The organism is Faecalibacter rhinopitheci, assembly GCF_015234135.1.
Classification (GTDB): domain Bacteria; phylum Bacteroidota; class Bacteroidia; order Flavobacteriales; family Weeksellaceae; genus Empedobacter; species Empedobacter rhinopitheci.
On record NZ_JADGIK010000004.1, the window covers coordinates 14,654 to 37,314 of the forward strand.

Here is a 22,661-nt window from a genome sequence, read left to right on the forward strand (position 1 = left end):
TTAAGTTTGCAATCAAATATTTTTACATTAATTAATTTAAAATATTCCTCTTGCTTTCAATTCTAAATATTTATTAATCGAGTTTAGAGTTAGTTGATTTGGTTCTGTGTAAATGGTATGTATACCGTATTGATGCAAGCGATGAATAATTAATTCTTTGTCATAGTTTAATTTTTCAGCAATTGTGTGTCTGTAAATGCTCATTGTATCCTTGGGAGCTAGCTGTATAAACTTTTGTAATTCTGTATTTTTAAATAAGATTACCACCAATACATGATTGTTTTTTATTAATTTCAAATATTGAATTTGTCTTTCTAGAGCATCTAAAGTTTCAAAATTTGTATAGATAAAAAGTAAAGATCGTTGCGTTAAATGCTTTTTGGTATAACTGTATAAACGACCGAAATCAGTTTCTTCAAAATTGGTATTTACCCCATATAACGATTCTAAAATCATTTGCATTTGATGATTTTTTCTATCTGCAACTATATGTTTCTCTACTTTTTTATTAAAAGTTAAAATCCCTGCTTTTTCTTGCTTTGCCAATGTTACATTTGCTAGTACTAAACTTGAGTTTATTGCATAATCCAATAAACTCATTTGATTGAAAGGCATACGCATTGATCTACCCAAATCCAAGATATTATATACAGGCTGAGAGCGCTCTTCTTGGTATTGATTTACCATTAATCGATGAGTTTTACCCGTTGCTTTCCAATTGATAAAACGATATTCATCTCCAGTGCTATAAGTTCTAATGTTATCAAATTCTGTTGTTGTACCTATACGACGAATTTTCTTAACACCTAATTGATGCAATTTATTAGTCGTTGCCATCAAGGTGTATTGATGCATTTTTAGATATGAAGGGTAAGTTTTTATAGTTAATTTTTCTTGTTGTATTATTCTTCTTTCAAAAAATCCAATAAATGAAATAAATGCATTTAAATGTCGAAAAATATACTCTCCACGCTGAGTAGGGCGCACTGAATATTGGAATGAAGAAACTTCATCCGATTTTAATTTTAAAATTTTACTAAAATTTCTTTTTTGAAATTGAACAGGTAGCTCTTCTATTAAACGTATGTTAACTTTAAATTTATATTGATTTTTAACTTTAATTTCTAAAAAATTTTCATCTCCATTAGAAAATCTTTCAGGATATATTCTTTCAGTAATCACCGACGGTTTTATGAAAAATAATAAGGTGAAATCTAGAAATAAAATAACCGCAAAAATTCCGAATATCATTGAAATAATTGGATACAAAAAATGAAAGAAAAATGAAACGATATATAGCGCCGCAATTCCTAATAAAGCATAAAATAGCTCGTTTCTGAGGTAGATTGAATTAATCCATTTCATTAGCGTGGTATTTCAACACGATCTATAATTTGTTGAATAATACTTTGGGTAGTATATCCTTCCATTTCTTTTTCAGGTACAAGTACTACACGATGACCTAATATAGGATAGGCAACATGTTTAATATCTTCAGGAATTACAAAATCACGACCTTCAATTGCTGCTGCAGCTTTCGCGGCTTCAAGAATTGCAATACTTGCACGAGGAGAAGCACCAATGTATAAATTTTGATCTGTACGTGTTTGAAAGACAATTGTCGCTATAAATTTGATAATATCAGGGTGCACATATATTGATTTGATACGTTGCTGAAATGCGATAATTTCTTGCGAAGATATAACAGGTTGTACTAAATTTTCTTTGTTGATATTTTTACGATTTTGTTGTTCAGTAAGTAAAGTAATTTCGTCTTCTAAATTTGGATATTCTACATTTATTTTAAACATAAAACGATCTAATTGCGCTTCTGGTAAGCGATAGGTTCCTTCTTGCTCTATAGGATTTTGTGTTGCAAATACGATAAATGGAGGATTTAAAAGATAAGTTGTTCCATCTACCGTGATTTGATTTTCTGACATACATTCAAATAAAGCTGCTTGCGTTTTTGCAGGTGAACGGTTAATCTCATCGATAAGAATAATATTTGAAAAAATGGGTCCTTTTTTAAATTCAAATTCATTTGTATGCATATTCAATACAGATGTACCAGTAACATCAGAAGGCATTAAATCTGGAGTAAATTGTATTCTAGAAAAATCAGCTTGTATTGTTTTGGCTAATAATTTAGCCATCATTGTTTTGGCTACTCCTGGCAAACCCTCTATCAATGAATGACCATTTGATAATAGAGCAATAATTAATTGATTGATAACTTCATCTTGACCAACAATTACTTTACGTAACTCGGTTTTTATGTCGTTCATTTTAAGTTGAATATCATCAGTGTTTAACCGATTTTCTAAGGGCATAAATTGTTCAGTTGTACTCATAGTATATGGGCTTTATTTTTATAGTTTTCAATGATTTCATGCGTGCGATGCACATCTTTCAAAACTGTTTTATTATTCTCGTATAAGTTTTTTAATTCCGTTAAAATTCCCACAGTTTCTTCTGTTGTAATTTGGGCTTTTTGAGCCAATACAAAAACAAAATTTTCATCAAAAATATTTTCTGTAGAAAGGTTAAATTCTTTACGGATTGTGTGATAGAAATAATCGATTTTCTTAGTAATTATATCATGTGGTTTTCCACTTTCATAATACATAGAAGCAATTACATTTGCAAAATCTAGAGACAAATTTTTCTCAGGTTCCACAACAGGAATATACTGCTGTTCGCGCTTTGATTTGAAAATTAAATATAATAACAACGCAAATACAAGTATATACCAAGCAGTTTTTAGTTCGGGTTGAGATAATATGAAAGATAATGCTGAACTAGATTTGGGCTGGGTATATGTACGATTAGGATTTATCCAATAGATATTTTTACCTTTTAATGGTTTAAAAACTTCTTTTGTATACAAATAACCATTTTCTTTTAAAATATAAAAATTACTAAAAAGAATTGGGTCAAAATGTGTGTATTCTAACATTTTACCATTGATGTTAAGGTAGTAATTAGTGTATGTTGAGTCATTTATACTTACTGTTCCTAAGGCTTTATGTGTTGGAATTGTATGATTAAAAGAAGCTTTATTTGTATAACTATTATAATTGGTATTTGTAGAGAACTCTTTAATTCGGACGATTATTGGTTTCTCAGATGTTTGCAGGGTGTTGAATTGATTTTCTTCTGCGTAGAAAATAGTAAAAGGTTTTTTATATAATTTATTAATTTCATCAACAATCACAGTTGATTGATTTGGATTTTCATTGATAAAAAATATGATATCTGTTTTAGGATCAAGGTTCTTTAATTCTTCTAAAGTTTTAATTTCTGAAACTTTATTGGCTTGAGTCAATTGTTTTAATTCATTATAGAGAATATAAAATCCAAAAGGAGATTTATTTTCCTTCCCAAACTTCTTATTCCAATCAGTTTTAGTTTTAGAAAAAACTGAAGCAGTAATTAATAATCCAATTATTAAGGCAACAATTGCTACGAGTACAAAAAGTTGTTTTTTTCTCATAGTGCTTCATTTAATTGCTGAAAACTCTTCTCATAAATTTTGAATTGTTGTTCTTCTAATTCAAAATTTCCAAACCAAACTTGGTTGAATATTCGTGTATTTTCCTGAAACAATTGTTGTATGTTTCTTTGCTTTATCAGCGTAATAAATTGAACATTCGTCTTTTTTGGATCCCATATAAAATACCCTTTTTTGGCTAAATTCTGTGTATTCAAATAATGATAATATCGTATTGCTAAGCGGTATTCTTTAGCAATTATAGCCTGTGTAATCATTTCCTCAAGATTAATCTCAAGTAAATTGTTTTCAATGTAATCGAAATGGTTTACAGCAGATTCATTGGATTTGTTTTGATCATATTTCATGAAAAGACCTCTTTTATACAGTGTATAAACAATAAGTAAAAAGCATAAGCCGATAATGGTATACATCACAAAGTTCCAATTTACTAAACTTAGTAAGTTAGCTAACGGATCTAAGTTTAACGAATTCGTTTCATCTTTTGGAGGATCAACTGTGTAATTAAACGTTTTCGAATTATATTTCTCTTGTAATTCTTGAAATTCAGTAGAACTCTGATTTGCTAAAATAAATCCGGAAAGGAAATTAAGAATTAAAAAATAATTAGTCTTCATCGTTTTTTAGCCCTTGTATTTGGTTAATTTGATCTAGTTTATATTCGTTTTTCACCTCGGAAGTAAAATTATAATAGATGTATATTAGGATGGTAAAAGTCGCCATCGTGTTGCAATATTCTACTAAAATATTTCCTACTTCATATAACATATCTATATTAAAAATCAGACTATTTTCATTGATTAATTCTAATAATTCTATTAATATATTGAATGTGATTTTATGTAATAATGTCGATATAATTAGTAGAAAAAATAACGCAGCAATATATTTTATAACAACCTTTGAAAAATATTGGATTAATCTAGCCTTATAAGGATTCAATAAATAGATTATAATGATACTTATAAAATAGAGTATTGTGTCTAAAAATTCTATCATAATAAAATTAAAAATAGTATGATATTGAAACATTAGTAAAGAAGATTTTACTCCAATGTTAATTAAAAATAGAGCTAAACATAATAGGGTGTTTGCTAGTGTGATTTTAAAATAATTAGATGAAAATATGTGGTATAAATTATTGATTGTAATCGACTTGTTTTTAATAAATGTTAAATATAATGTAGTGATAAAATTTACTGGAAGTATAAAGTATACGACATATATAATGTTGTTAAAAGCATATTCTCCTAAAACTTTATCGATAGTTACGTCGTTAATTTTTGTTGCATAAATAATAAAAAATCCTATAACAGTAATACTATTAAATCCTATAAAAATTTTCCAATTATTAAAAAAAACCATGAAATAATCTTTTATAAGCTCAGAAATATTCCTAGGTTTTGTGATTAGTTTTTTATTTTCCATTTATATTTTTTTGCTTGTGAATAAGGGAAAACAATGTAATAGAATACCATAATAAATAAGGAAATTAAAATAATACCTGAGCTGATAATAATATTTACATCGTATAATCTAGATACAAATCCCTCTAAAAATCCTGCTGTAATAAATAATGGAATTGTGCTTAATAAAATTGTTATTGCTTCTTTGGTTTTTATTTTTAATTGTTCGATTCTTTTTAAAGTTCCAGGAAACATAAAACTATTTCCTAGCATAAGACCGCAACCGCCAGCAATAATAATAACGGAAATTTCTATTGTTCCATGAATCCAGATGCCTGACATTGCTTTTCCTAACACCCCTTCTTGGTAAAACATATAATGAAATGCACCTAACATAATTCCATTCTGCATCAATATATAACCTGTTCCAATACTAAAGAAAATTCCAAATGCAAATGCATAAAAAGCTACAAGAATATTATTTATCGTAATACCTAGAAATGATCCTAATTCATTTCCTCCCTTATAAACTGCGGCAGGATCTCCTTTTTTTATATTTTCCAAACTCATATTAACATATTCATTTCCTAAGATTTGACGTACAAAATTGACATCGTATATAGAAGAAATAAGTCCAATTAAAATAAAGAATGAAAAAACTATAAATGAAATTAAAAGCATTTTACGGTTTGTATACACTGACTTTGGAACTTTATATAGAAAAAAGTCAATCAATTGATTTTGATCAATTTTTTTGTCTTTGTATAAGCTCTGGTGAGCAAACAATGCCAACTCATTCAAGTAAGCTTTAGTTTTACTTTGAGGATAATAGGTTTGGGCATATGCCAAATCATTTGTAATTTCGATATAATTATTAGATAAAATATCTGGATGAATCTTTGATTTATTTTTCAAATTATTTTCTATATTCAACCATTTCGATTTATTTTTATCAATGAAATGAGCCTCGCGCATAAAGTGTTAGTAGTTCGTTTGATTAACTCAAATATATGAATAAACTTCTAGTCAATACACCACAAAACGTACAAATTGAATACAACGTTTCTGTTTTAGGATCACGAATCTTAGCATTTATAATTGATATCATCATCCGAATTACATATTTAATAGTCGCTTATAAATTTATTTCTTATTTTAAAATTACTGATGAATGGTTAAATTTGGGAATTTATTCACTAATTACACTTCCTGTTTTATTATATGGAGTAATTTTAGAAACATTAATGAATGGGCAAACGATCGGCAAATGGATTACAAAAATTAGGGTGGTTCAGATGGACGGAGAAAAAGCTTCTTTTTACAATTATTTTGCACGTTGGCTTATTGGGATTTTTGAAATTAATTTAACTTTTGGGGCTGTAGCTTTTATTACAATTGCAATTAATAAAAATGGACAACGTTTAGGAGATTTAGCAGCCAATACAGTTTTAATTAGCTTAAAACCACAATTAGATTTGCATCAAACTATTTTTAATGATCTTGCAGAAAATTATCTTATTAAATTTCCAGAAGTAGCCAAATTATCTGATAGAGATATTAATATCATCAACGATAATTTTCAAACTGCTCTAAAATCAAATAATTTTGAATTATTAGAGGCTTTAACGCGTAAAATTGAAGAAATTACAGGCGTAAAAAGTGATGGAATGGGTTTTATAGATTTTATACAAAGAATAATTCAAGATCACTATCATTTTCATCGCAATAAGTAAAAGGCTACCTTTGAGAAAAAAATATAGAAAATGGAATGTCCTTGTTGTTCAGGAAAAGATTATTCGGTTTGTTGTGAACCTTTTCATTTAGATGAAATAAATCCTTCAACCCCAGAATTGTTAATGCGTTCTCGCTATACTGCTTTCGCGTTAAATCTCACAGATTATTTGGTTGAAACAACGCATACCAGTAAACGTCCTTACCATCAAAAATCTGAAATAGACCAATGGTCAAAACAAAATACCTGGCTGAAATTAGTTATTGTAAAAGCATGGGATAATTTTGTTCACTTTAAAGCTTATTACCAAGATAATTTAGGTGATTTTTATGAGCACGAAGAACTTTCTGGCTTCGAAAAAGAAGGAGGGAAGTGGTATTATGTGGATGGGAAATTTGATTTGTAAAAAATCATTCTGATTTAGTTTTTTCTTTTCTAAAGAAATTAGCAAGTATAAATAACACTGCTGGAGCTAAATAGAAGTAATTTTTAGTTGTTATTCCTAATATAAAAAATAAGAGTCCCAGAATTAAGTAAACATTATTCGGTTTTTTCATTTTAATGTTTTAAAGATTTTAGAATTAAGATACAAAAAAGCCGGAGCAATCCGGCTTATATTTTATTTAAAAATTTCTTCTGCTTCCAACACACTAGATGGTCGACCAACATCAATTAAAATTCCGCCCGAATGGTCAAAACCTACAATTGTTTCATGAGCCATTAATTCCATATAAACTTTCATAATCGAAAATTTTCCTCTTTGTGTAATTTTATCAAATATAGTTGGATGAATTACATGAATACCACTAAAAGCAAGTTCTTTACAATGATCTAACGTTTCAATAGCGCTTATCTCTTCATTGGTATTCAAGTTTCGCCAACCTTTCAAGGTATTTTGTTCATCGAAAAATAGTTTTCGAGATGAGGTTCTGTCAGAAACGGCCAAAGTAACTAAAGCATTTTGCGTTTGGTGTGCTTTTATCAAAGCATTTAAATCTAAGTCCGTTAATATATCGACATTCATGACAATGAAATCTTCCGTTAAAAGCTCTCTAACTTTAAGTAATCCACCACCAGTTTCTAAAACTTGATCAGTTTCATCAGAAATTGTAATTTCAATCCCAAAATAATTATGTTCTTCTAAAAACGAAATAATTTGATCCGCAAAATGATGAACATTAATGATGATTTCCGTAATTCCATAATCTATTAAGTATTCGATATTTCGTTGTAACAAAGGTTTTCCATTGACTGGAGCTAAAGCTTTGGGATGATTTTCTGTAAAAGGTTTAAGACGCGTACCTAATCCGGCCGCAAATAACATTGCTTTCATTAATTAGTATCCTTCGTTGATCCAGTTTTTAGCTTCTTGAATTACATGTTGAATAGTAACTTGAGCTTCAGGAAATTTTTCTTCAATATGTTTTGCAGTAGCATCAGCAGAATAAACTGAACGATGTTGACCTCCTGTGCATCCAAAATTAATTTCTAAATTCTCAAATCCACGGTTCAAATAATCTTCAATTGAGATATCAATGATTTGGTAAACGCCATTCAAAAAATCCAACATTTTCGTTTCGGTTTCCAAATAATGTTTTACAGCCTCATCTCGACCTGTTTGTGTTTTGTATTCTTGTATACGACCTGGATTTAGTACACCACGACAATCGAATGCAAATCCACCTCCATTTCCTGTTGGATCAGCTGGGATTCCTCCATTTTTATAAGAAAAACTACGTACGTTAATGTTTAATTTCGCCATTTATTTTTTGGTTTATACGTTCTAATGTTTCCGGTTGGATAAGAACTTTAATAATATGTTTTAATTCTGGATAATTCTGTAAAATAGGATAATCAATAATTGCTTTTAGATTAGCTAGACCAAATGAAATACTTTCCGTAAAATGCGATTTCTTTTCAATCAAACCACGTAAACCATATGCGCCTAATACTTGTAATAATCGAGCAACAACACAATATTCATAAGATACACGAGAATCAATTGTAATCGCATTGGTATCTAATTTTTTAATCTTTTCTTCGTAATGATTATAAAGTTCTTTTTTAAAATCAAGCGGCAAATTTGCTTTTGCTTGCCAAATTAAGGAAACTAAATCATAAAAAATAGGACCGTATAATCCGCCTTGATAATCGATAAAATACGGTTTTTCATCTTTAATCATAATATTGCGCGATTGAAAGTCTCTAAATACGAATCCTTTTGGTGATAATTTATCAAATTGAGAAGCAAACAAGTCAAAATCTTTGATTAATTTTCCTTGTTTATAGTCTATTCCTATTGTATTTAAGAAATAAAATTTAAATTGGAATAAATCTCTTAATACTAATGTTTTGTCCAATTTTGGGTAAGAAAAAGCGTCTTTAAATTCAATGATTTTTCCTCCTTTTACTTGTGCTTCAGCCAATTGCTCCACAATTTTAAAAAAATATGGTTTTGCATTTTCTAAATCTTCTTGGATAAGATTCATTAGAGTCTGATCTCCCAAATCCGTTTGTGTATAAAGTGTTTTATCATCATTGATATGATAAACAGTAGGTACATTAGGAATAATCGTTTGCAATTGCTTGGTATAACTGAAAAAAGTTTTATTCTCGTCTACATTACTACTTTCAGAGAGAATATAAGATTGATTTTGATCCCAAAAACGGTAATATTTACGAGAAGATCCTCCACCAGCTAATAAAGTAACTGTATTTAATGCTTCTTGGGAATAATACATTTTTAAAAAATCGATAATCTTTGAATCCATTTGTACAATTTTCTGCAATTTACATCGAATCTTTCATTTCATAAAATGGATTACTTGTAACCTTTCTCATTTTATAACGTCTATTTAATAAAACCTGCTATTTGTGAAAATATACTTTTACTTTTTATTGTAATAACTTTACAAGCTTGTATTACTGTAAAAATTATTTCCAATGATTTAAATAATGTAAAACATTAAGGCGTAAAAATGAAAATGTAAGTGCTACAGGAACTTTTTTTGATGGTGGAATTCGTGATAAAAATTGGTGGAATGAGAATAAAATTGAACTAAAGCATCTCTTATATCTGCCGATGGCATAAGTTATACAAAATAGAATGTCAATAAAAATAACTTAAAAATAAAAAAGGTCAACTCTGCAAAGTTGACCTTTTAAGTATTTCAAACACCACATTTGAATTTAGACAAAAGCACTAAAACCTGTAATTGATCGTCCAACGATCAAGGAATTAATCTCTTTTGTTCCTTCATATGAATAAATTGCCTCTGAATCGGCAACGAATCTTGCTACATCGTGTTCTAAAAGAATTCCATTTCCGCCCATTACTTCTCTTGCTCTCGAAACAATATCTCGGGTGCGCATAGTACAAAATACTTTAGCCAAAGAAGCATGTTCGTCTTTTAGAATTCCCTCATCTTGCATTTGTGATAATCGAAAGACCATAGTTTGCATTGCTGTAAGGTTAGAAAGCATTTCAACTAAATGTCCTTGAATCATTTGAAATGAAGCAATGGGTTTTCCGAATTGTTTTCTTTTTCGTGTATAGTCTAATGCGCTTTCATAGGCACCTCTAGCACAACCCGTAGCCATCCATGCAACACCAGCGCGCGTCATTCTTAATACATTGCCTGTATCTTTGAAAGAGTTTGCGTTTTGCAATCTATTATCTTCGGTCACAATGCAATTTGTCAAAGTGATTAATCCATTCTGAACTATACGTAAAGCCATTTTTCCTTTAATTTTCTCAACTGAAAATCCTGGATTGTCTTTTTCTACAATAAATCCTTTAACTTGATTATCGTCAACATCTCTTGCCCAAATGATAATAAGGTCGGCAAAGGTAGCATTTCCTATCCATTTTTTCTGCCCATTTAATATCCAACCTTCATCAGTTTTTTTGCAAGTAGTGGTTAATCCGCCAGCTGCGCCTGAGCCCACTTCAGGTTCAGTTAAGGCAAATGCTCCAATTTTTTCTAAATTTTGCATCTGTGGTAACCATTTTTGTTTTTGTTCTTCTGATCCGCACATATAAATTGAACCCATTGATAAACCCGATTGTACACCAAAAAAAGTGGCAATTGACGCATCAACGCGTGCCATTTCCATGGCCACTACACCTTCCATAAGAAAAGGTAAATTGGGACAGCCATAGCCTTCGTATGTAAGTCCACAAATATTAAGTTCTCTAAGTTTTGGTATAATTTCATAGGGAAATTCGTCTCGCAACCAATAATCGTTCACTATAGGTTTGATTTCGGTTTCCATAAAATGGCGTACTTTTAATTGTAATTCGCGCTGTTCAGGAGAAAGTGTATGGAAAACATCGTAAAAATCGCCGTCAATTTCAGGTAATTCGCGATGCTTAGGTTTTTGATTAAACATTTTTAGCATCATATTCAATTGACTTTCGTCCATTGAATTGAGATTTTTTACGACTTGTATTAAATCAATTTTTTTAGATAATTCAACAAGTTTTTTAACATCGAGTTGTTGAAGTAATGCAGAAATTCCTTCTGTATTAAAAAATGCTCCTGACATAAGTTTTTGGTTTGGTTTCCAAAACTTTATCAAAGAGCATTCCTAAATATTGTGTTGTGGAAAAATTAAGCCTTCGCTAATTTCACTTTTAAGTTTTCTAACATTGTTTCTGTCATTTTTTCTATAGAGAATTTTGGAGCGTAACCCCAATCAGCTTTAGCTACAGAATCGTCGATAGAAGATGGCCATGAATCTGCAATTGCTTGACGAAAATCTGGTTCGTAATCAATTTCAAATTCTGGGATATGTTTTTTAATTTCTTCCGCTAGATGTTCTGGTGCAAAACTTAAACCACCTAAATTGTATGATTTAAACTCGATTAATTTTTCAGCATCAGTAGTCATTAATTGTACTATCGCATCAATTGCATCATCCATATATAACATAGGTAAATATGTTCCTTCTTTTAGAAATGATGTGTATTTACCTTCTTCTATTGCTTTATAATAGATATCTACAGCATAATCTGTAGTTCCACCACCGGCTGGTGTTTTCCAAGAAATTAAACCTGGGAAACGAACTGAACGTACATCAACCCCATGATTTTCTTGATACCACTTGCACCAATATTCTCCTGCTAACTTAGATATTCCGTATACAGTAGATGGAGTTTGAACTGTATTCTGAGGTGTATTATCCTTTGGCGTATCTGGTCCAAATACACCTATTGATGAAGGCCAGAAAATTTTATCAATAACCTTATCTTTAGCAAGTTCTAAGAAAGTTAATAGAGTATCCATGTTTAATTTCCATCCAAACATTGGATTTTTTTCTGCTGTACCAGAAAGTAAAGCAGCTAAGTGGTATACAGTTTTAATGTTGTGTTTTGCAATTACTTCTTTTATACGATCAGTATCTAAAACATCAATTACTTCATAAATTCCATCGTAGTTCACCTCTTTAGGATCACGAATATCTGAAATAATTACGTTTTCTTTTCCGTAGATAGTTTTTAATTTTTCGGCAAGTTCAGATCCAATTTGACCTAATGCACCAGTAATTAAAATGGTTTCGGTTTCCATTCAAAAAATATTAATTTGTTTGCCTCCCAAAGATAGTGAAAATATAAAATGAAGTAATTTTATTTCATATTTTAAATGAATATTTAAAACTTTAAACCCTCTGTTTGTCTTAAATTAATAAATTACAGCTGTTTTATTAATTAATCAATAAATTCTCATTTATTTCTTTTAAAAAATGGGTTATAAATGAAGGCTAATTCAATTATCTCGTTAAATTTGTAAGAATAGCATTAGACAACATAAAAGAATTAACTATAATGAAAAAACAATTTTTAATTGCTGCATTTGCTTGTACTTCGGTATTAGTTAATGCACAAGCACCTTATCAAGCTTTTAATCCAAATTATATGGATAAAAGTGTTCGACCTCAAGATGATTTATATGGATTTGTAAACGGAAACTGGAATAAAATTACAGAAATTCCTTCAGACCGTGCACGTTGGGGAAGCTTTGATGAATTAAGAGAAAATACAGATAAAGTTTCTTTACAATTAGTTAATGATTTATTAGGTAAAAAATATGCGAAAGGTTCTAATGAACAAAAAATCGCAGATTTATATAATGCATATACAAACTTAGAGGCTCGTAATAAGACTGGTTTAGCACCTATTCAAAAATATTTTAAGCAAATTGATAATATCAAAAACTTAAATGATTTACAAGCTTATTTAACTGAGGTAACTCCTATTGGGGAAAATCCATTTTTTGGAATTGGGATTTCTACTGATATGAAAAACAGTAAAGAGAATGCAGTTTACTTAGGAAATGCTCGTTTAACTCTTGGGAAAACATATTACCAAAAAGAAGATGTGAAAAATACAGAAACTTTAGGTCAATTTACTCAATATGTAGATCAAGTTTTTCCTTTTACAGGAGCTAAAACTAGAGATTTAAAAGGGGCTAAAATCGTAGCTTTCGAGAAAATGATTGCGAAATACATTAAAACTGTAGAAGAAAGCCGCGATCCAAACAAATCTTACAATAAAATGACGTTAGCGGAAGCTGATGCTTTGACTAAGAATGTAGATTTAGTAAAATATGTAAAGTCATTTGGAATTAATCCTGATCAAGTAATTATTCGTGAATTAGGATATTACCAAAACTTAGATAAAATTATCAATACAGAGAATTTACCAATCATTAAGGATTATTTAAAATTCAAATTAGTTAATTCTTTTGCTGATGGATCGACTACAGAATTAGAGCAAATTAATTTTGATTTCTTTGGTAAAAAATTATCAGGACAAAAAGAGCAACGCGCTTTAGATAAAAGAGGTTTAGGGTATGTAAATGGAACAGTAGGAGAGTTATTAGGACAAATCTACGTGAAAGATAATTTTCCACCAGAAGCTAAGGCAGATGCAGAAGAATTAATTAGCTATGTTTTCAAATCATTTGATATGCACATCAATAACTTAGAGTGGATGTCAGCAGAAACAAAGAAAAAAGCAATTGAAAAATTAAATAAATTTACTGTTAAGATTGGTTACCCTGACAAATGGAAAGATTATTCTGGATTATCAGTTAAATCTTTACAAGAGGGAGGTTCTTTAATTGAAAATAATTTAAACATTAGTAAATGGCGTTTTGCTGAAAATTTAAAAGATTTTGGTAAGCCAGTAGATAAAACTCGTTGGGGAATGTCTCCACAAACGGTTAATGCATACTTTAACCCAACAAATAATGAAATTGTTTTTCCAGCTGCTATTTTACAGGCACCATTCTATGACTATAGAGCTGATGCTGCTGTAAACTTTGGAGGAATTGGGGCAGTTATCGGTCACGAAATTTCTCATGGATTTGATGATTCAGGTGCGAAATTTGATGGTGATGGGAATTTAGTAAACTGGTGGACACCACAAGACGAGCAAAAATTTAAAGATGCAACTAGTGCTTTAGCAAAGCAATATGATGCATACTCTCCAGTGGAAGGTGTACATGTAAATGGGGTATTTACTTCGGGTGAAAATATCGGAGATTTAGGTGGAGCTTCTGTTGCTTTTGATGCATTACAAATGTATTTAAAAGATAAAGGAACTTACGCAAATATTGATGGATTTACACCACAACAAAGATTCTTCTTATCTTGGGCAACAATTTGGAGAACTAAAGCTACAAACGAAGCTTTAATTAACCAAGTAAAGACAGATCCACATTCGCCAGGTTATTATCGTGCGTTTGCTCCGATCATTAATATAGATGCTTTCCATGAGTCTTTCCAAACAAAACCTGGAGATAAACTTTATAAAGCACCCGCAGAGCGTATTAAAATTTGGTAATAAAAATATATGTTTAAAAAAATCAAAACTTGGTTTTTAAATAGAAATAGAGTAATTAGTATGACAACTGTAGAAGCAATAAAAAGCGGTAAAGGAACATTAATCGATGTTCGTGAACCATATGAATTAGATACAGAGGGATTTGTTCCAAATGCAATCAATATTCCATTAGGAGATGTACCTACGCAAGTAGAGGAAATTAAAGCAATGGCACATCCAATTATCGTATTTTGTAGAAGTGGACAACGTTCTGGAAATGCAGCCATGTATTTACAATCTCAAGGAATTGAGGATGTATATAATGGAGGAGGTTTTCAAGATGTTTTAGATGTTTTAGAAGCATAAAATTGACACTAGATGTATAGTATAAGGACGGCATTGATTAAATACCGTCCTTTTCTATTTTTAAAAATAAAAACCTTTTTAAATTCCTTCAATTAAAAGTGTTAAAATAAATTCAATTTAAGGAAGCTTTAAATTATTAAATAGGTATTTCGTAGCTGAAATATATATTGTATATTTGCACCACATAATAATTATTAAATAATATTGGCATGTACTTAACATCAGAAGTAAAAAGCGAATTATTCGCTAAACATGGTAAATCAGCTCAAGATACAGGATCAGCTGAAGGACAAATCGCATTATTCACTTTTCGTATCAACCACTTAACTGGTCACTTAAAGAAAAATATCCACGATTATAATACAGAGAGATCTTTAGTTATGTTAGTTGGTAAGCGTAAAGCATTATTAAACTACTTAAAGAAAAAAGATATCACAAGATACCGTGCAATTATCGCTGAATTAGGATTACGTAAGTAATTTTAAAACTTATAAAAAAGGGCAATTGAAATATATTGCCTTTTTTTTTGTTATAAAAAGGATAAAATACTATACTTTTATAATTACGTTAAGGTATACGGCCTTAACTTTAGACGAATTTAATAGACAGAAGACGAATGATTCCACAGGCAATCACAGAAAAAATCACTCTTTCAGATGGAAGAGAAATTACAATAGAAACAGGTAAATTAGCTAAACAAGCAAATGGATCTGTTGTTGTACGCATGGGTGATACCATGTTATTAGCTACAGTTGTAGCAAATAAAAACGCTAATCCAGGTGTAGATTTTTTACCTTTAACAGTTGATTATAGAGAGAAATTTTACGCAGGAGGACGCATCCCAGGAAACTTCTTTAGAAGAGAAGCAAAACCATCAGATGATGAGGTATTAACAATGCGATTAGTAGACCGTGTGTTAAGACCAATGTTTCCAGAAGATTTCCATGCTGAGGTACAAGTGATGATCTCATTAATGTCTTATGACAAAGAAGTAATGCCAGAAGCTTTAGCAGGACTAGCTGCATCTGCTGCCATTGCAATTACAGATATTCCATTCACTTTAATTTCAGAAGCACGAGTTATTCGTTTAGACGGAGAATTCATGATTAATCCTTCATTAGAGCAATTAAAAAGAGCTGATATCGATATTATGGTTGGTGGATCGAAAGATTCAGTAGTTATGGTTGAAGGTGAAATGAGCGAAATTTCTGAGCGTGAAATGTTAGACGCGATTGAATTTGCACATGAAGAAATTAAAAAACAAGTTGAAGCGCAAGAACGTTTAGCTGAAAAAGTTGGAAAATCATTACCAAAACGTGAATATTCTCATGAAACTCATGACGAAGAAATTCGCGAAAAAGTTTGGGCTTTCGGATATGATAAATTCTACGAAATTGCCAAATCTCCATCAGAAAAAACAGAAAGAGGTGATAAATTCGCTGCTGTTGAAGAAGAATTCTTAGCACAATACGCTGAGGACGAAGAAGAATTAGCACGCGTTAAACCTTTTGCACATATTTACTTCCATGATGTACAAAAAGAAGCTGTACGTCAATTAATCTTAAACGAAGGTATTCGTTTAGATGGTCGTGATCCTAAAACAATCCGTCCAATTTGGACAGAAGTAGATTATTTACCATCTACACATGGATCTGCAATCTTTACACGTGGGGAAACTCAAGCATTAGCTACTGTAACTTTAGGTTCTTCTAAAGATGCAAACATGGTTGATGGTGTTGTAAATAACTTCGACGAAAAATTCTTTTTACACTATAATTTCCCTCCATTCTCTACAGGTGAAGCTCGTCCATTAAGAGGAACTTCTCGTCGTGAGGTTGGTCACGGAAACTTAGCGCAAAGAGCATTAGCTCAAATGTTACCAGACGATTGTCCTTACACTGTACGTATCGTTTCAGAAGTTTTAGAATCTAACGGTTCTTCTTCTATGGCAACTGTTTGTGCAGGTACATTAGCATTAATGGATTCAGGTTTACAAATTAAAAAACCAGTTTCAGGTATCGCAATGGGATTAATTACAGATCAAAAATCTGGAAAATTCACTGTATTATCTGATATCTTAGGAGACGAAGATCACTTAGGAGATATGGACTTTAAAGTAACAGGAACTGCTGATGGTATCACTGCTTGTCAGATGGATATCAAAGTACAAGGGTTATCTATGGAGATCATGGAAACTGCATTATTACAAGCAAGAGAAGGACGTTTACATATCTTAGGTAAATTAACGGATACTTTATCTGAGCCACGTAAGCAATTAAAACCAAATGCGCCTAAAGTTGTTGTTGTTGAAATCCCTAAAGAATTCATTGGAGCAATTATCGGACCTGGTGGAAAAGTTATTCAAGAAATGCAAAAAGAGACAGAAACTGTTATTGCAATTACTGAAGAAGAAAACCACGGACGTGTTGAGATTAACGGTGTTATCCAAGCAAATATTGATCGTGTAATTGAGCGTATTAAGCAAATTGCTTTCGTTCCTGAGGTTGATGGAGTTTATAATGCTGTAGTAAAATCTATCAAACCATTCGGAGCTTTCGTAGAAATCTCTAAAGGGGTTGAAGGATTAGTACACATCTCTGAAATTGAGCACAAACGTTTAGAAAAAGTTGAAGATGCATTAAACATCGGAGATAAAATCGACGTTAAATTCTTAGGATACGATGATAAAAAGAAAATGAAATTATCTCGTAAGGCTTTATTACCAAAACCTGAAAGAAAAGAAGCTCCTAAAAGAGAAGAAAAATCTGAAGATAAGCCAGAAGCTTAATTTTAGCTTTTAAATAATATCAGAAGTCCACGTGTTAGCGTGGACTTTTTTTGTATCTTTTAATTATGTTTTACATCTATACGCTTCTGATTCCTTTTTTAATAACTATTATTACAATCTTTATATTAAAGAAATATTTTAGGTTAATAGATTTATTACTAGTAGTTTGCGGAATTATGTATTTGTATTCTATTGGAATATATTCACTAGAGTATAATAATTTGATTGATCAAGGATGGGTTACGTATAGTTTATTTTTCTTCCTATTACCGATTTCAATTATACTATCTATCATTAAATTATTTAATACAATAAAAAATTATATAAATGGTAAATTATAAACTTTTCATATTGATTTTCTTTTTATTTACTAATTGTGTGAATGCTCAAAATCCAACAGAAGTGATTGAATCATATGTTTTACAAGAAAATGTAAATAAAAATCTATCGTTTAAAATAATTTCCAATAAAAACTTTTTAAAAATATTAATTAAAGATTATTATCAATTAATATTTGAAGAAGATATTATCGATGAAGATTTGGAAAATTATCTGATTGTAAAAAATGAATTTGATTTAGAAAATCCTATTCTTTTAAATTCAAAAAAATATAAATTTCTTATTAATCATCATACCAAGCAAAATAATAGAATTCAATTTTCGAAAGTATTATTTTCTAAAAATAATAATTATGCGATCTTTTACGAAGAAGAAAAATGTAAAGGCTTATGTGGAGGTGGAAATTTAATATTGATGGAATTTAAAGACAATAATTGGAGATATAAATCAACACTATATGCTTGGATTGGATAAATAAAAAAGCGACTCCATACAGAAGTCGCTTTACTATTTTTAAAATCTTGATTTTGAGTGAAATTCTGAGAGAATTTTGTATCGAGAAAAAGATTTTTAGAATTTATTTTCAATTTGTGCTGCTTGCAACATCAAATAGTGTAAATCTGTATTTTTTACAAATGGTTTTAATAACTCTTTACCAGGTCCAAAAGCCGCAACTTCAACGTGATCACTCGAGTGATCCATCGAAATCCATCCCACAGAACTGTGTTTCTTCTGCATATTAGCAAAACCTTCATAAGGTAAATGTTTATAGTTGTATAAACCTTGTTCCTCTTTTTGAATATTACTATAGTAACCAAGAATTTTATGAGCTTCTGATGAAGTTATTTCAAATCCTAAATTAGCTTGAACCAAATCACGAACTGCATTCGGAGAAAAACTATTATCAATTTGGTTTAAAATCCACTCGTTCGTGTATTTATATTTTGCAACGGTTTCAAAATCTTTATCTGCATTTTTACCATATATTAAACCTGGATTGGCATTTCCGTGATCAGTTGTAAAAATAACTAAAGTTTCTCCATCTTTTTCTGCGAATTCTAAAGCTACTTTTAAGGCTTCATCAAACTGAATTTGTTCAAATAATAATCCGCCTAAATCATTTGCATGAGCAGCCCAATCTACTTTTCCAGATTCAATTTGTAAAGCAAACCCTTCTTTTCCTGTATTTAAATGCTCAATCGCTTTCTTTGCCATTTCAGCTAAAGACGGAATATTTGCTTTTAATTCAGGAGTATTTTCACGATCTAATTGATAGGGAAGTGCTCCTTCATTGAAGATTCCAAGAATTGGTTGATTTTTTCCAGTTTTCTTTAATTCAGACGAATTTTTCGCTATTGCATATCCTTTTTCTGCAAAAGCCTTATAAAGGTCTTTTTTATCCTCACGTTTATCTCCATTGAAAAATTCATCTCCACCACCCATTACAACATCTAAGCCTAAATTTAGATAATCAATTGCAATTTGTGGTTCAGCATAACGCGAATTATTATTAACATTAAAACCTGCTGGAGTTGCATGAGTAGCTGTAACAGTAGTAACCACGCCAATTTTCTTTCCTTTACGTTTCATTTTTTGCCAGATAGGTAAATATTTTTCACCATTAGCACCAACATTTAAAGATCCGTTGGGAACGCGTACTCCACCACCAAAAGAAGAACTTCCTGCCGAACTATCTGTAACAATAGAAGATGCAGAAGAAGTTTCCATTAAACCTCTCGTTACTTTATTATCTATATAAGCACTCATCCAAACAGAACGATGACCCAAAATATGATTTTGAAAATGATCAGATAAAGCAAGTGTTCCTGTACTCATACCATCAGAAACCATAAAAATAATATTCTTTGCACGTTTTCCTTTTGCAGAAAGGTCATATTCCATTGTAGTCGCTAAACCACTTATCGGATTTCCTAATAATGCGCCACCTGCCGCTAATAATGTTCCTTTCTTAAAGAACTTTCTTCTATCCATTTTTTGGCTATTGTATTTTGTTTGTATTATGCGTTGTGTTTTGCTTGCCATTCGGCAATTTCTTGCTCATTTAATAAACAAGCATTTAATTCTTTTGTGATTTGTTCTTTATCTATACCTTGACCAATTAATACTATTTCTATCACACGATCGCCCCATTCTTGCGACCATTTTGCATCAATGTTAGCTTTGTTCATTTGGTAAGCGGCATACATTTCACGTTCTTGTTTTGGAATTGCACACCACCAAGCTCCAGCAGGATCAATACGGATACTTCCACCAGCTTGACTTAAAAATATAGCATCATCTGGTCGATTTGCCATCCAAAATAATCCTTTTGATCGATAAACTGTTTGAGGAAATGAATCATTCAAATATGTAAGGAAACGTTCTGCATGGAAAGGTGTTTTTTGACGATATACAAACGAAGTCATCCCATATTTTTCTTCTACATGGTGGTGATGATCGTGTGAACAATTTGGTCCACAAGTGTGTCCATGCTCGTGATCATGATGATGCTCCTTTTGTTTTTCCTCTTCTTCTAGCATTCTTACCCAAGCATCCATATCTTGTGCTTTCTCAAAATCAAAAAGATTCGTGTTTAAAATTTCAGCTAAATCAATCTCTGAGAATTTTGTTGGAATGATATGAGCATTTGGATTCAATTTATGTAAAAAAGATTCTATGCGAGATTGGGTTTCTTTATCAATTGCGTCAATTTTATTTAATAAAATTACATTTGCAAACTCGATTTGATCAATCAATAAATTGACAATCGGACGATCATCTTCATTATTTTCAGTTAAACCACGGTCAAAAACATTTTCATCTGTTCCGAAGTTTCTAAAGAAATTTAGTGCATCAACTACAGTTACTAAAGTATCTAAACGAGCGTATTTAGGTATATCAATTTTCCCGTCAGGCGATACAAAGTCTAATGTTTGAGCAATAGGTCCTGGATCTGATATCCCTGAACTTTCGATTACTAAATAATCGTATTTACCTGACTGTGCCAATTCGTGAATATTTTCAATTAAATCTTCGCGAATTTCACAACACACACAGCCATTGCTTAATTCCACTAGCTTTTCATCGGATTGTATTAAGTTATTATCGCGTGCAATCATTTGAGCATCGATATTTACTTCGCCCATATCGTTAACGATTACAGCTACTTTTAGACCTTTTTTGTTGTGTAAAATATGATTAAGTAAAGTTGTTTTTCCACTTCCTAAAAATCCGGAAAGAACAGTTACTGGTAATTTAGTTTGCATAATTGTATGATGTATAAATCATACAAATTTAAAGAATATTACAGCTTCAATTTTTATTTTTGAATGATATTTTTACTAAAAATCTGTTAAGTATTATGAAAAATATTGGTGGATTACTATTATCGTCTATTTTTGTTTAAATTCTAAAAACTACATGTTTCAAAACTCATTAATAGGTTTATTGATCCTAATGTTTGTCATCGAAGTATATCTATACTTCGCATTTAAAACTTTTATTACAAGTAAAATAATATTATTTGGTTGTATCCTTTCTACTGTTTTTGTAATGGCATTTATGTCTTATAATTTCTTGTTTTTTGATAGAAATATAGGTCAGACACCATTATTTATGTGGAGTGTTGGCTTGTTTATGTTAATTGCTTTTCCACGTGCTATTTTCTTGTTTTTCTTTTTGTTAGATGATATAATTCGGCTAATAGGTTGGGGTAAAAATATGATTTTTGATACGCCAATTTCTGCGGATAAATTTTTACCAGAACGTAGAAAGTTTATCTATTATACTGCAATGGGACTAGCTGCAATCCCTATAGCAGGATTGATACATGGAATGACGCTTGGAAAATATAACTATAAAGTAATACGAGAAAAATTAACCCTGAAGCGTTTGCCTGATGGTTTTAAAGGGTTTAAAATTTTACATATTACTGATATCCATTCAGGAAGTTTAGATAATGTAGAAAAAATAGAAAAAGCAATTGAATTAATAAATCAACAAGAATTTGATATTTTATTATTCACTGGAGATATTGTAAATAATTTTTATTGGGAAATGGATAAATGGATTCCAGTTTTTAGTAAAATTAAAAAAGCACCATATGGAAATTTTGCAGTATTGGGTAATCATGATTATGGTGAATATACGGATTGGAAATCTGAAGAAGCTAAAGAAGATAACTTGAATAAAATAAAAGCTATATTTCCTAAAATAGGCTTTGAACTATTATTGAATGAACATAGAATTATAGAAAAAGCCGGTGAAAAAATAGCATTAGTTGGAGTAGAAAATTGGGGCGCAAGATTTAAAAAAGCTGGAGATTTACAAAAAGCTTCAGAAGGATTAGATAGAGATATTTTTAAGATATTAATGTCACACGATCCTTCGCATTGGGATTTAGAAGTAAAAAATGATCCTAAATATTACGATCTAACACTAGCTGGACATACGCATGGAATGCAATTAGGAATTGAAGTTCCAAGTATAGGTCTTAAATGGAGTCCCTCACAATATATTTATCCGCAATGGGCAGGTTTCTACCAATATAAAGACAAATGGATTAACGTAAACCGAGGATTTGGATACCATTTTTATCCTGGTAGAGTAGGTATTTGGCCAGAAATTACAGTTATTGAGTTAGCTAATGCTGAATAATATTTCTTTATGATTATTTTAAGTAATATCTA

21 protein-coding genes are annotated in these 22,661 nt (G+C 30.6%); 8 read left to right on the top strand and 13 right to left on the bottom strand.

Features of this window, described 5'->3' with window-relative positions; all coding sequences use genetic code 11:
* Positions 1–36 precede the first annotated feature (36 nt).
* Genes IM532_RS06585 through IM532_RS06610 form a run of 6 tightly spaced genes read right to left on the bottom strand, consistent with a single transcriptional unit; the run spans position 37 to position 5,835 of the window.
* Positions 37–1,365 carry a DUF58 domain-containing protein gene (locus IM532_RS06585; protein ID WP_194182667.1) on the bottom strand — a complete coding sequence of 443 codons (1,329 nt, stop codon included), beginning with the start codon at positions 1,363–1,365 and terminating at the stop codon, positions 37–39.
* The gene (locus tag IM532_RS06590) at positions 1,365–2,354 is read right to left on the bottom strand and encodes an AAA family ATPase (RefSeq protein ID WP_194182668.1); all 990 of its coding nucleotides are present in this window, start codon (positions 2,352–2,354) and stop codon (positions 1,365–1,367) included. Before IM532_RS06590 ends, IM532_RS06585 begins: the two co-directional genes overlap by 1 nt.
* On the bottom strand, positions 2,351–3,496 hold the full coding sequence (locus IM532_RS06595; protein ID WP_194182669.1) for a hypothetical protein: 1,146 nt from the start codon (positions 3,494–3,496) through the stop codon (positions 2,351–2,353). Before IM532_RS06595 ends, IM532_RS06590 begins: the two co-directional genes overlap by 4 nt.
* Complete coding sequence (locus IM532_RS06600; protein WP_194182670.1) at positions 3,493–4,131, bottom strand: hypothetical protein; 639 nt, start codon at positions 4,129–4,131, stop codon at positions 3,493–3,495. Before IM532_RS06600 ends, IM532_RS06595 begins: the two co-directional genes overlap by 4 nt.
* Positions 4,121–4,942 (bottom strand): hypothetical protein, encoded by an 822-nt coding sequence (locus IM532_RS06605; protein ID WP_194182671.1) that lies wholly within the window; start codon positions 4,940–4,942, stop codon positions 4,121–4,123. The genes IM532_RS06600 and IM532_RS06605 overlap by 11 nt, the downstream gene beginning before the upstream one ends.
* Positions 4,924–5,835, bottom strand: a complete 912-nt coding sequence (locus IM532_RS06610; RefSeq protein WP_317172991.1) for a stage II sporulation protein M — start codon at positions 5,833–5,835, stop codon at positions 4,924–4,926. The genes IM532_RS06605 and IM532_RS06610 overlap by 19 nt, the downstream gene beginning before the upstream one ends.
* Before the next feature lie 95 nt (positions 5,836–5,930).
* On the opposite strand from IM532_RS06610, the gene IM532_RS06615 reads away from it, so the two are divergent.
* Positions 5,931–6,653 (top strand): RDD family protein, encoded by a 723-nt coding sequence (locus IM532_RS06615; RefSeq protein ID WP_194182673.1) that lies wholly within the window; start codon positions 5,931–5,933, stop codon positions 6,651–6,653.
* A gap of 30 nt (positions 6,654–6,683) precedes the next feature.
* Positions 6,684–7,058: a YchJ family protein gene (locus IM532_RS06620; protein WP_194182674.1), complete on the top strand. Its 375-nt coding sequence runs from the start codon at positions 6,684–6,686 to the stop codon at positions 7,056–7,058.
* Between the two features lie 213 nt (positions 7,059–7,271).
* Here IM532_RS06620 and IM532_RS06625 read toward each other — a convergent pair whose 3' ends face one another.
* The 5 genes from IM532_RS06625 to IM532_RS06645 all read right to left on the bottom strand — a co-directional run bounded on the left by IM532_RS06625 (position 7,272) and on the right by IM532_RS06645 (position 12,222).
* Positions 7,272–7,985 (bottom strand): nucleotidyltransferase family protein, encoded by a 714-nt coding sequence (locus IM532_RS06625; protein WP_194182675.1) that lies wholly within the window; start codon positions 7,983–7,985, stop codon positions 7,272–7,274.
* 3 nt (positions 7,986–7,988) lie between these two features.
* Positions 7,989–8,414 (bottom strand): RapZ C-terminal domain-containing protein, encoded by a 426-nt coding sequence (locus IM532_RS06630; protein ID WP_194182676.1) that lies wholly within the window; start codon positions 8,412–8,414, stop codon positions 7,989–7,991.
* On the bottom strand, positions 8,395–9,423 hold the full coding sequence (locus tag IM532_RS06635) for an aminoglycoside phosphotransferase family protein (RefSeq protein WP_194182677.1): 1,029 nt from the start codon (positions 9,421–9,423) through the stop codon (positions 8,395–8,397). Before IM532_RS06635 ends, IM532_RS06630 begins: the two co-directional genes overlap by 20 nt.
* A 418-nt stretch (positions 9,424–9,841) precedes the next feature.
* Complete coding sequence (locus IM532_RS06640) at positions 9,842–11,200, bottom strand: acyl-CoA dehydrogenase family protein (protein WP_194182678.1); 1,359 nt, start codon at positions 11,198–11,200, stop codon at positions 9,842–9,844.
* A gap of 65 nt (positions 11,201–11,265) precedes the next feature.
* Positions 11,266–12,222, bottom strand: a complete 957-nt coding sequence (locus tag IM532_RS06645; RefSeq protein ID WP_194182679.1) for an NAD-dependent epimerase/dehydratase family protein — start codon at positions 12,220–12,222, stop codon at positions 11,266–11,268.
* 257 nt (positions 12,223–12,479) lie between these two features.
* Here IM532_RS06645 and IM532_RS06650 point away from each other — a divergent pair, with 257 nt between their 5' ends.
* The 5 genes from IM532_RS06650 to IM532_RS06670 all read left to right on the top strand — a co-directional run bounded on the left by IM532_RS06650 (position 12,480) and on the right by IM532_RS06670 (position 18,447).
* Positions 12,480–14,501: a M13 family metallopeptidase gene (locus IM532_RS06650; protein WP_194182680.1), complete on the top strand. Its 2,022-nt coding sequence runs from the start codon at positions 12,480–12,482 to the stop codon at positions 14,499–14,501.
* 9 nt (positions 14,502–14,510) lie between these two features.
* Entirely contained in the window at positions 14,511–14,846 is a 336-nt protein-coding gene (locus tag IM532_RS06655; protein ID WP_228063679.1) for a rhodanese-like domain-containing protein, read from the top strand.
* 209 nt (positions 14,847–15,055) lie between these two features.
* Entirely contained in the window at positions 15,056–15,325 is a 270-nt protein-coding gene (gene rpsO, locus IM532_RS06660) for a 30S ribosomal protein S15 (protein WP_194182681.1), read from the top strand.
* 137 nt (positions 15,326–15,462) lie between these two features.
* The gene (locus IM532_RS06665; RefSeq protein ID WP_194182682.1) at positions 15,463–17,634 is read left to right on the top strand and encodes a polyribonucleotide nucleotidyltransferase; all 2,172 of its coding nucleotides are present in this window, start codon (positions 15,463–15,465) and stop codon (positions 17,632–17,634) included.
* Between the two features lie 327 nt (positions 17,635–17,961).
* On the top strand, positions 17,962–18,447 hold the full coding sequence (locus tag IM532_RS06670) for a hypothetical protein (protein ID WP_194182683.1): 486 nt from the start codon (positions 17,962–17,964) through the stop codon (positions 18,445–18,447).
* Positions 18,448–18,543: 96 nt separating this feature from the next.
* Here IM532_RS06670 and IM532_RS06675 read toward each other — a convergent pair whose 3' ends face one another.
* On the bottom strand, positions 18,544–19,965 hold the full coding sequence (locus IM532_RS06675) for an alkaline phosphatase (RefSeq protein ID WP_194182684.1): 1,422 nt from the start codon (positions 19,963–19,965) through the stop codon (positions 18,544–18,546).
* 26 nt (positions 19,966–19,991) lie between these two features.
* The gene (locus tag IM532_RS06680) at positions 19,992–21,239 is read right to left on the bottom strand and encodes a CobW family GTP-binding protein (RefSeq protein WP_194182685.1); all 1,248 of its coding nucleotides are present in this window, start codon (positions 21,237–21,239) and stop codon (positions 19,992–19,994) included.
* A 154-nt stretch (positions 21,240–21,393) separates the two neighbouring features.
* Here IM532_RS06680 and IM532_RS06685 point away from each other — a divergent pair, with 154 nt between their 5' ends.
* Complete coding sequence (locus IM532_RS06685; protein WP_194182686.1) at positions 21,394–22,629, top strand: metallophosphoesterase; 1,236 nt, start codon at positions 21,394–21,396, stop codon at positions 22,627–22,629.
* Positions 22,630–22,661 lie beyond the last annotated feature (32 nt).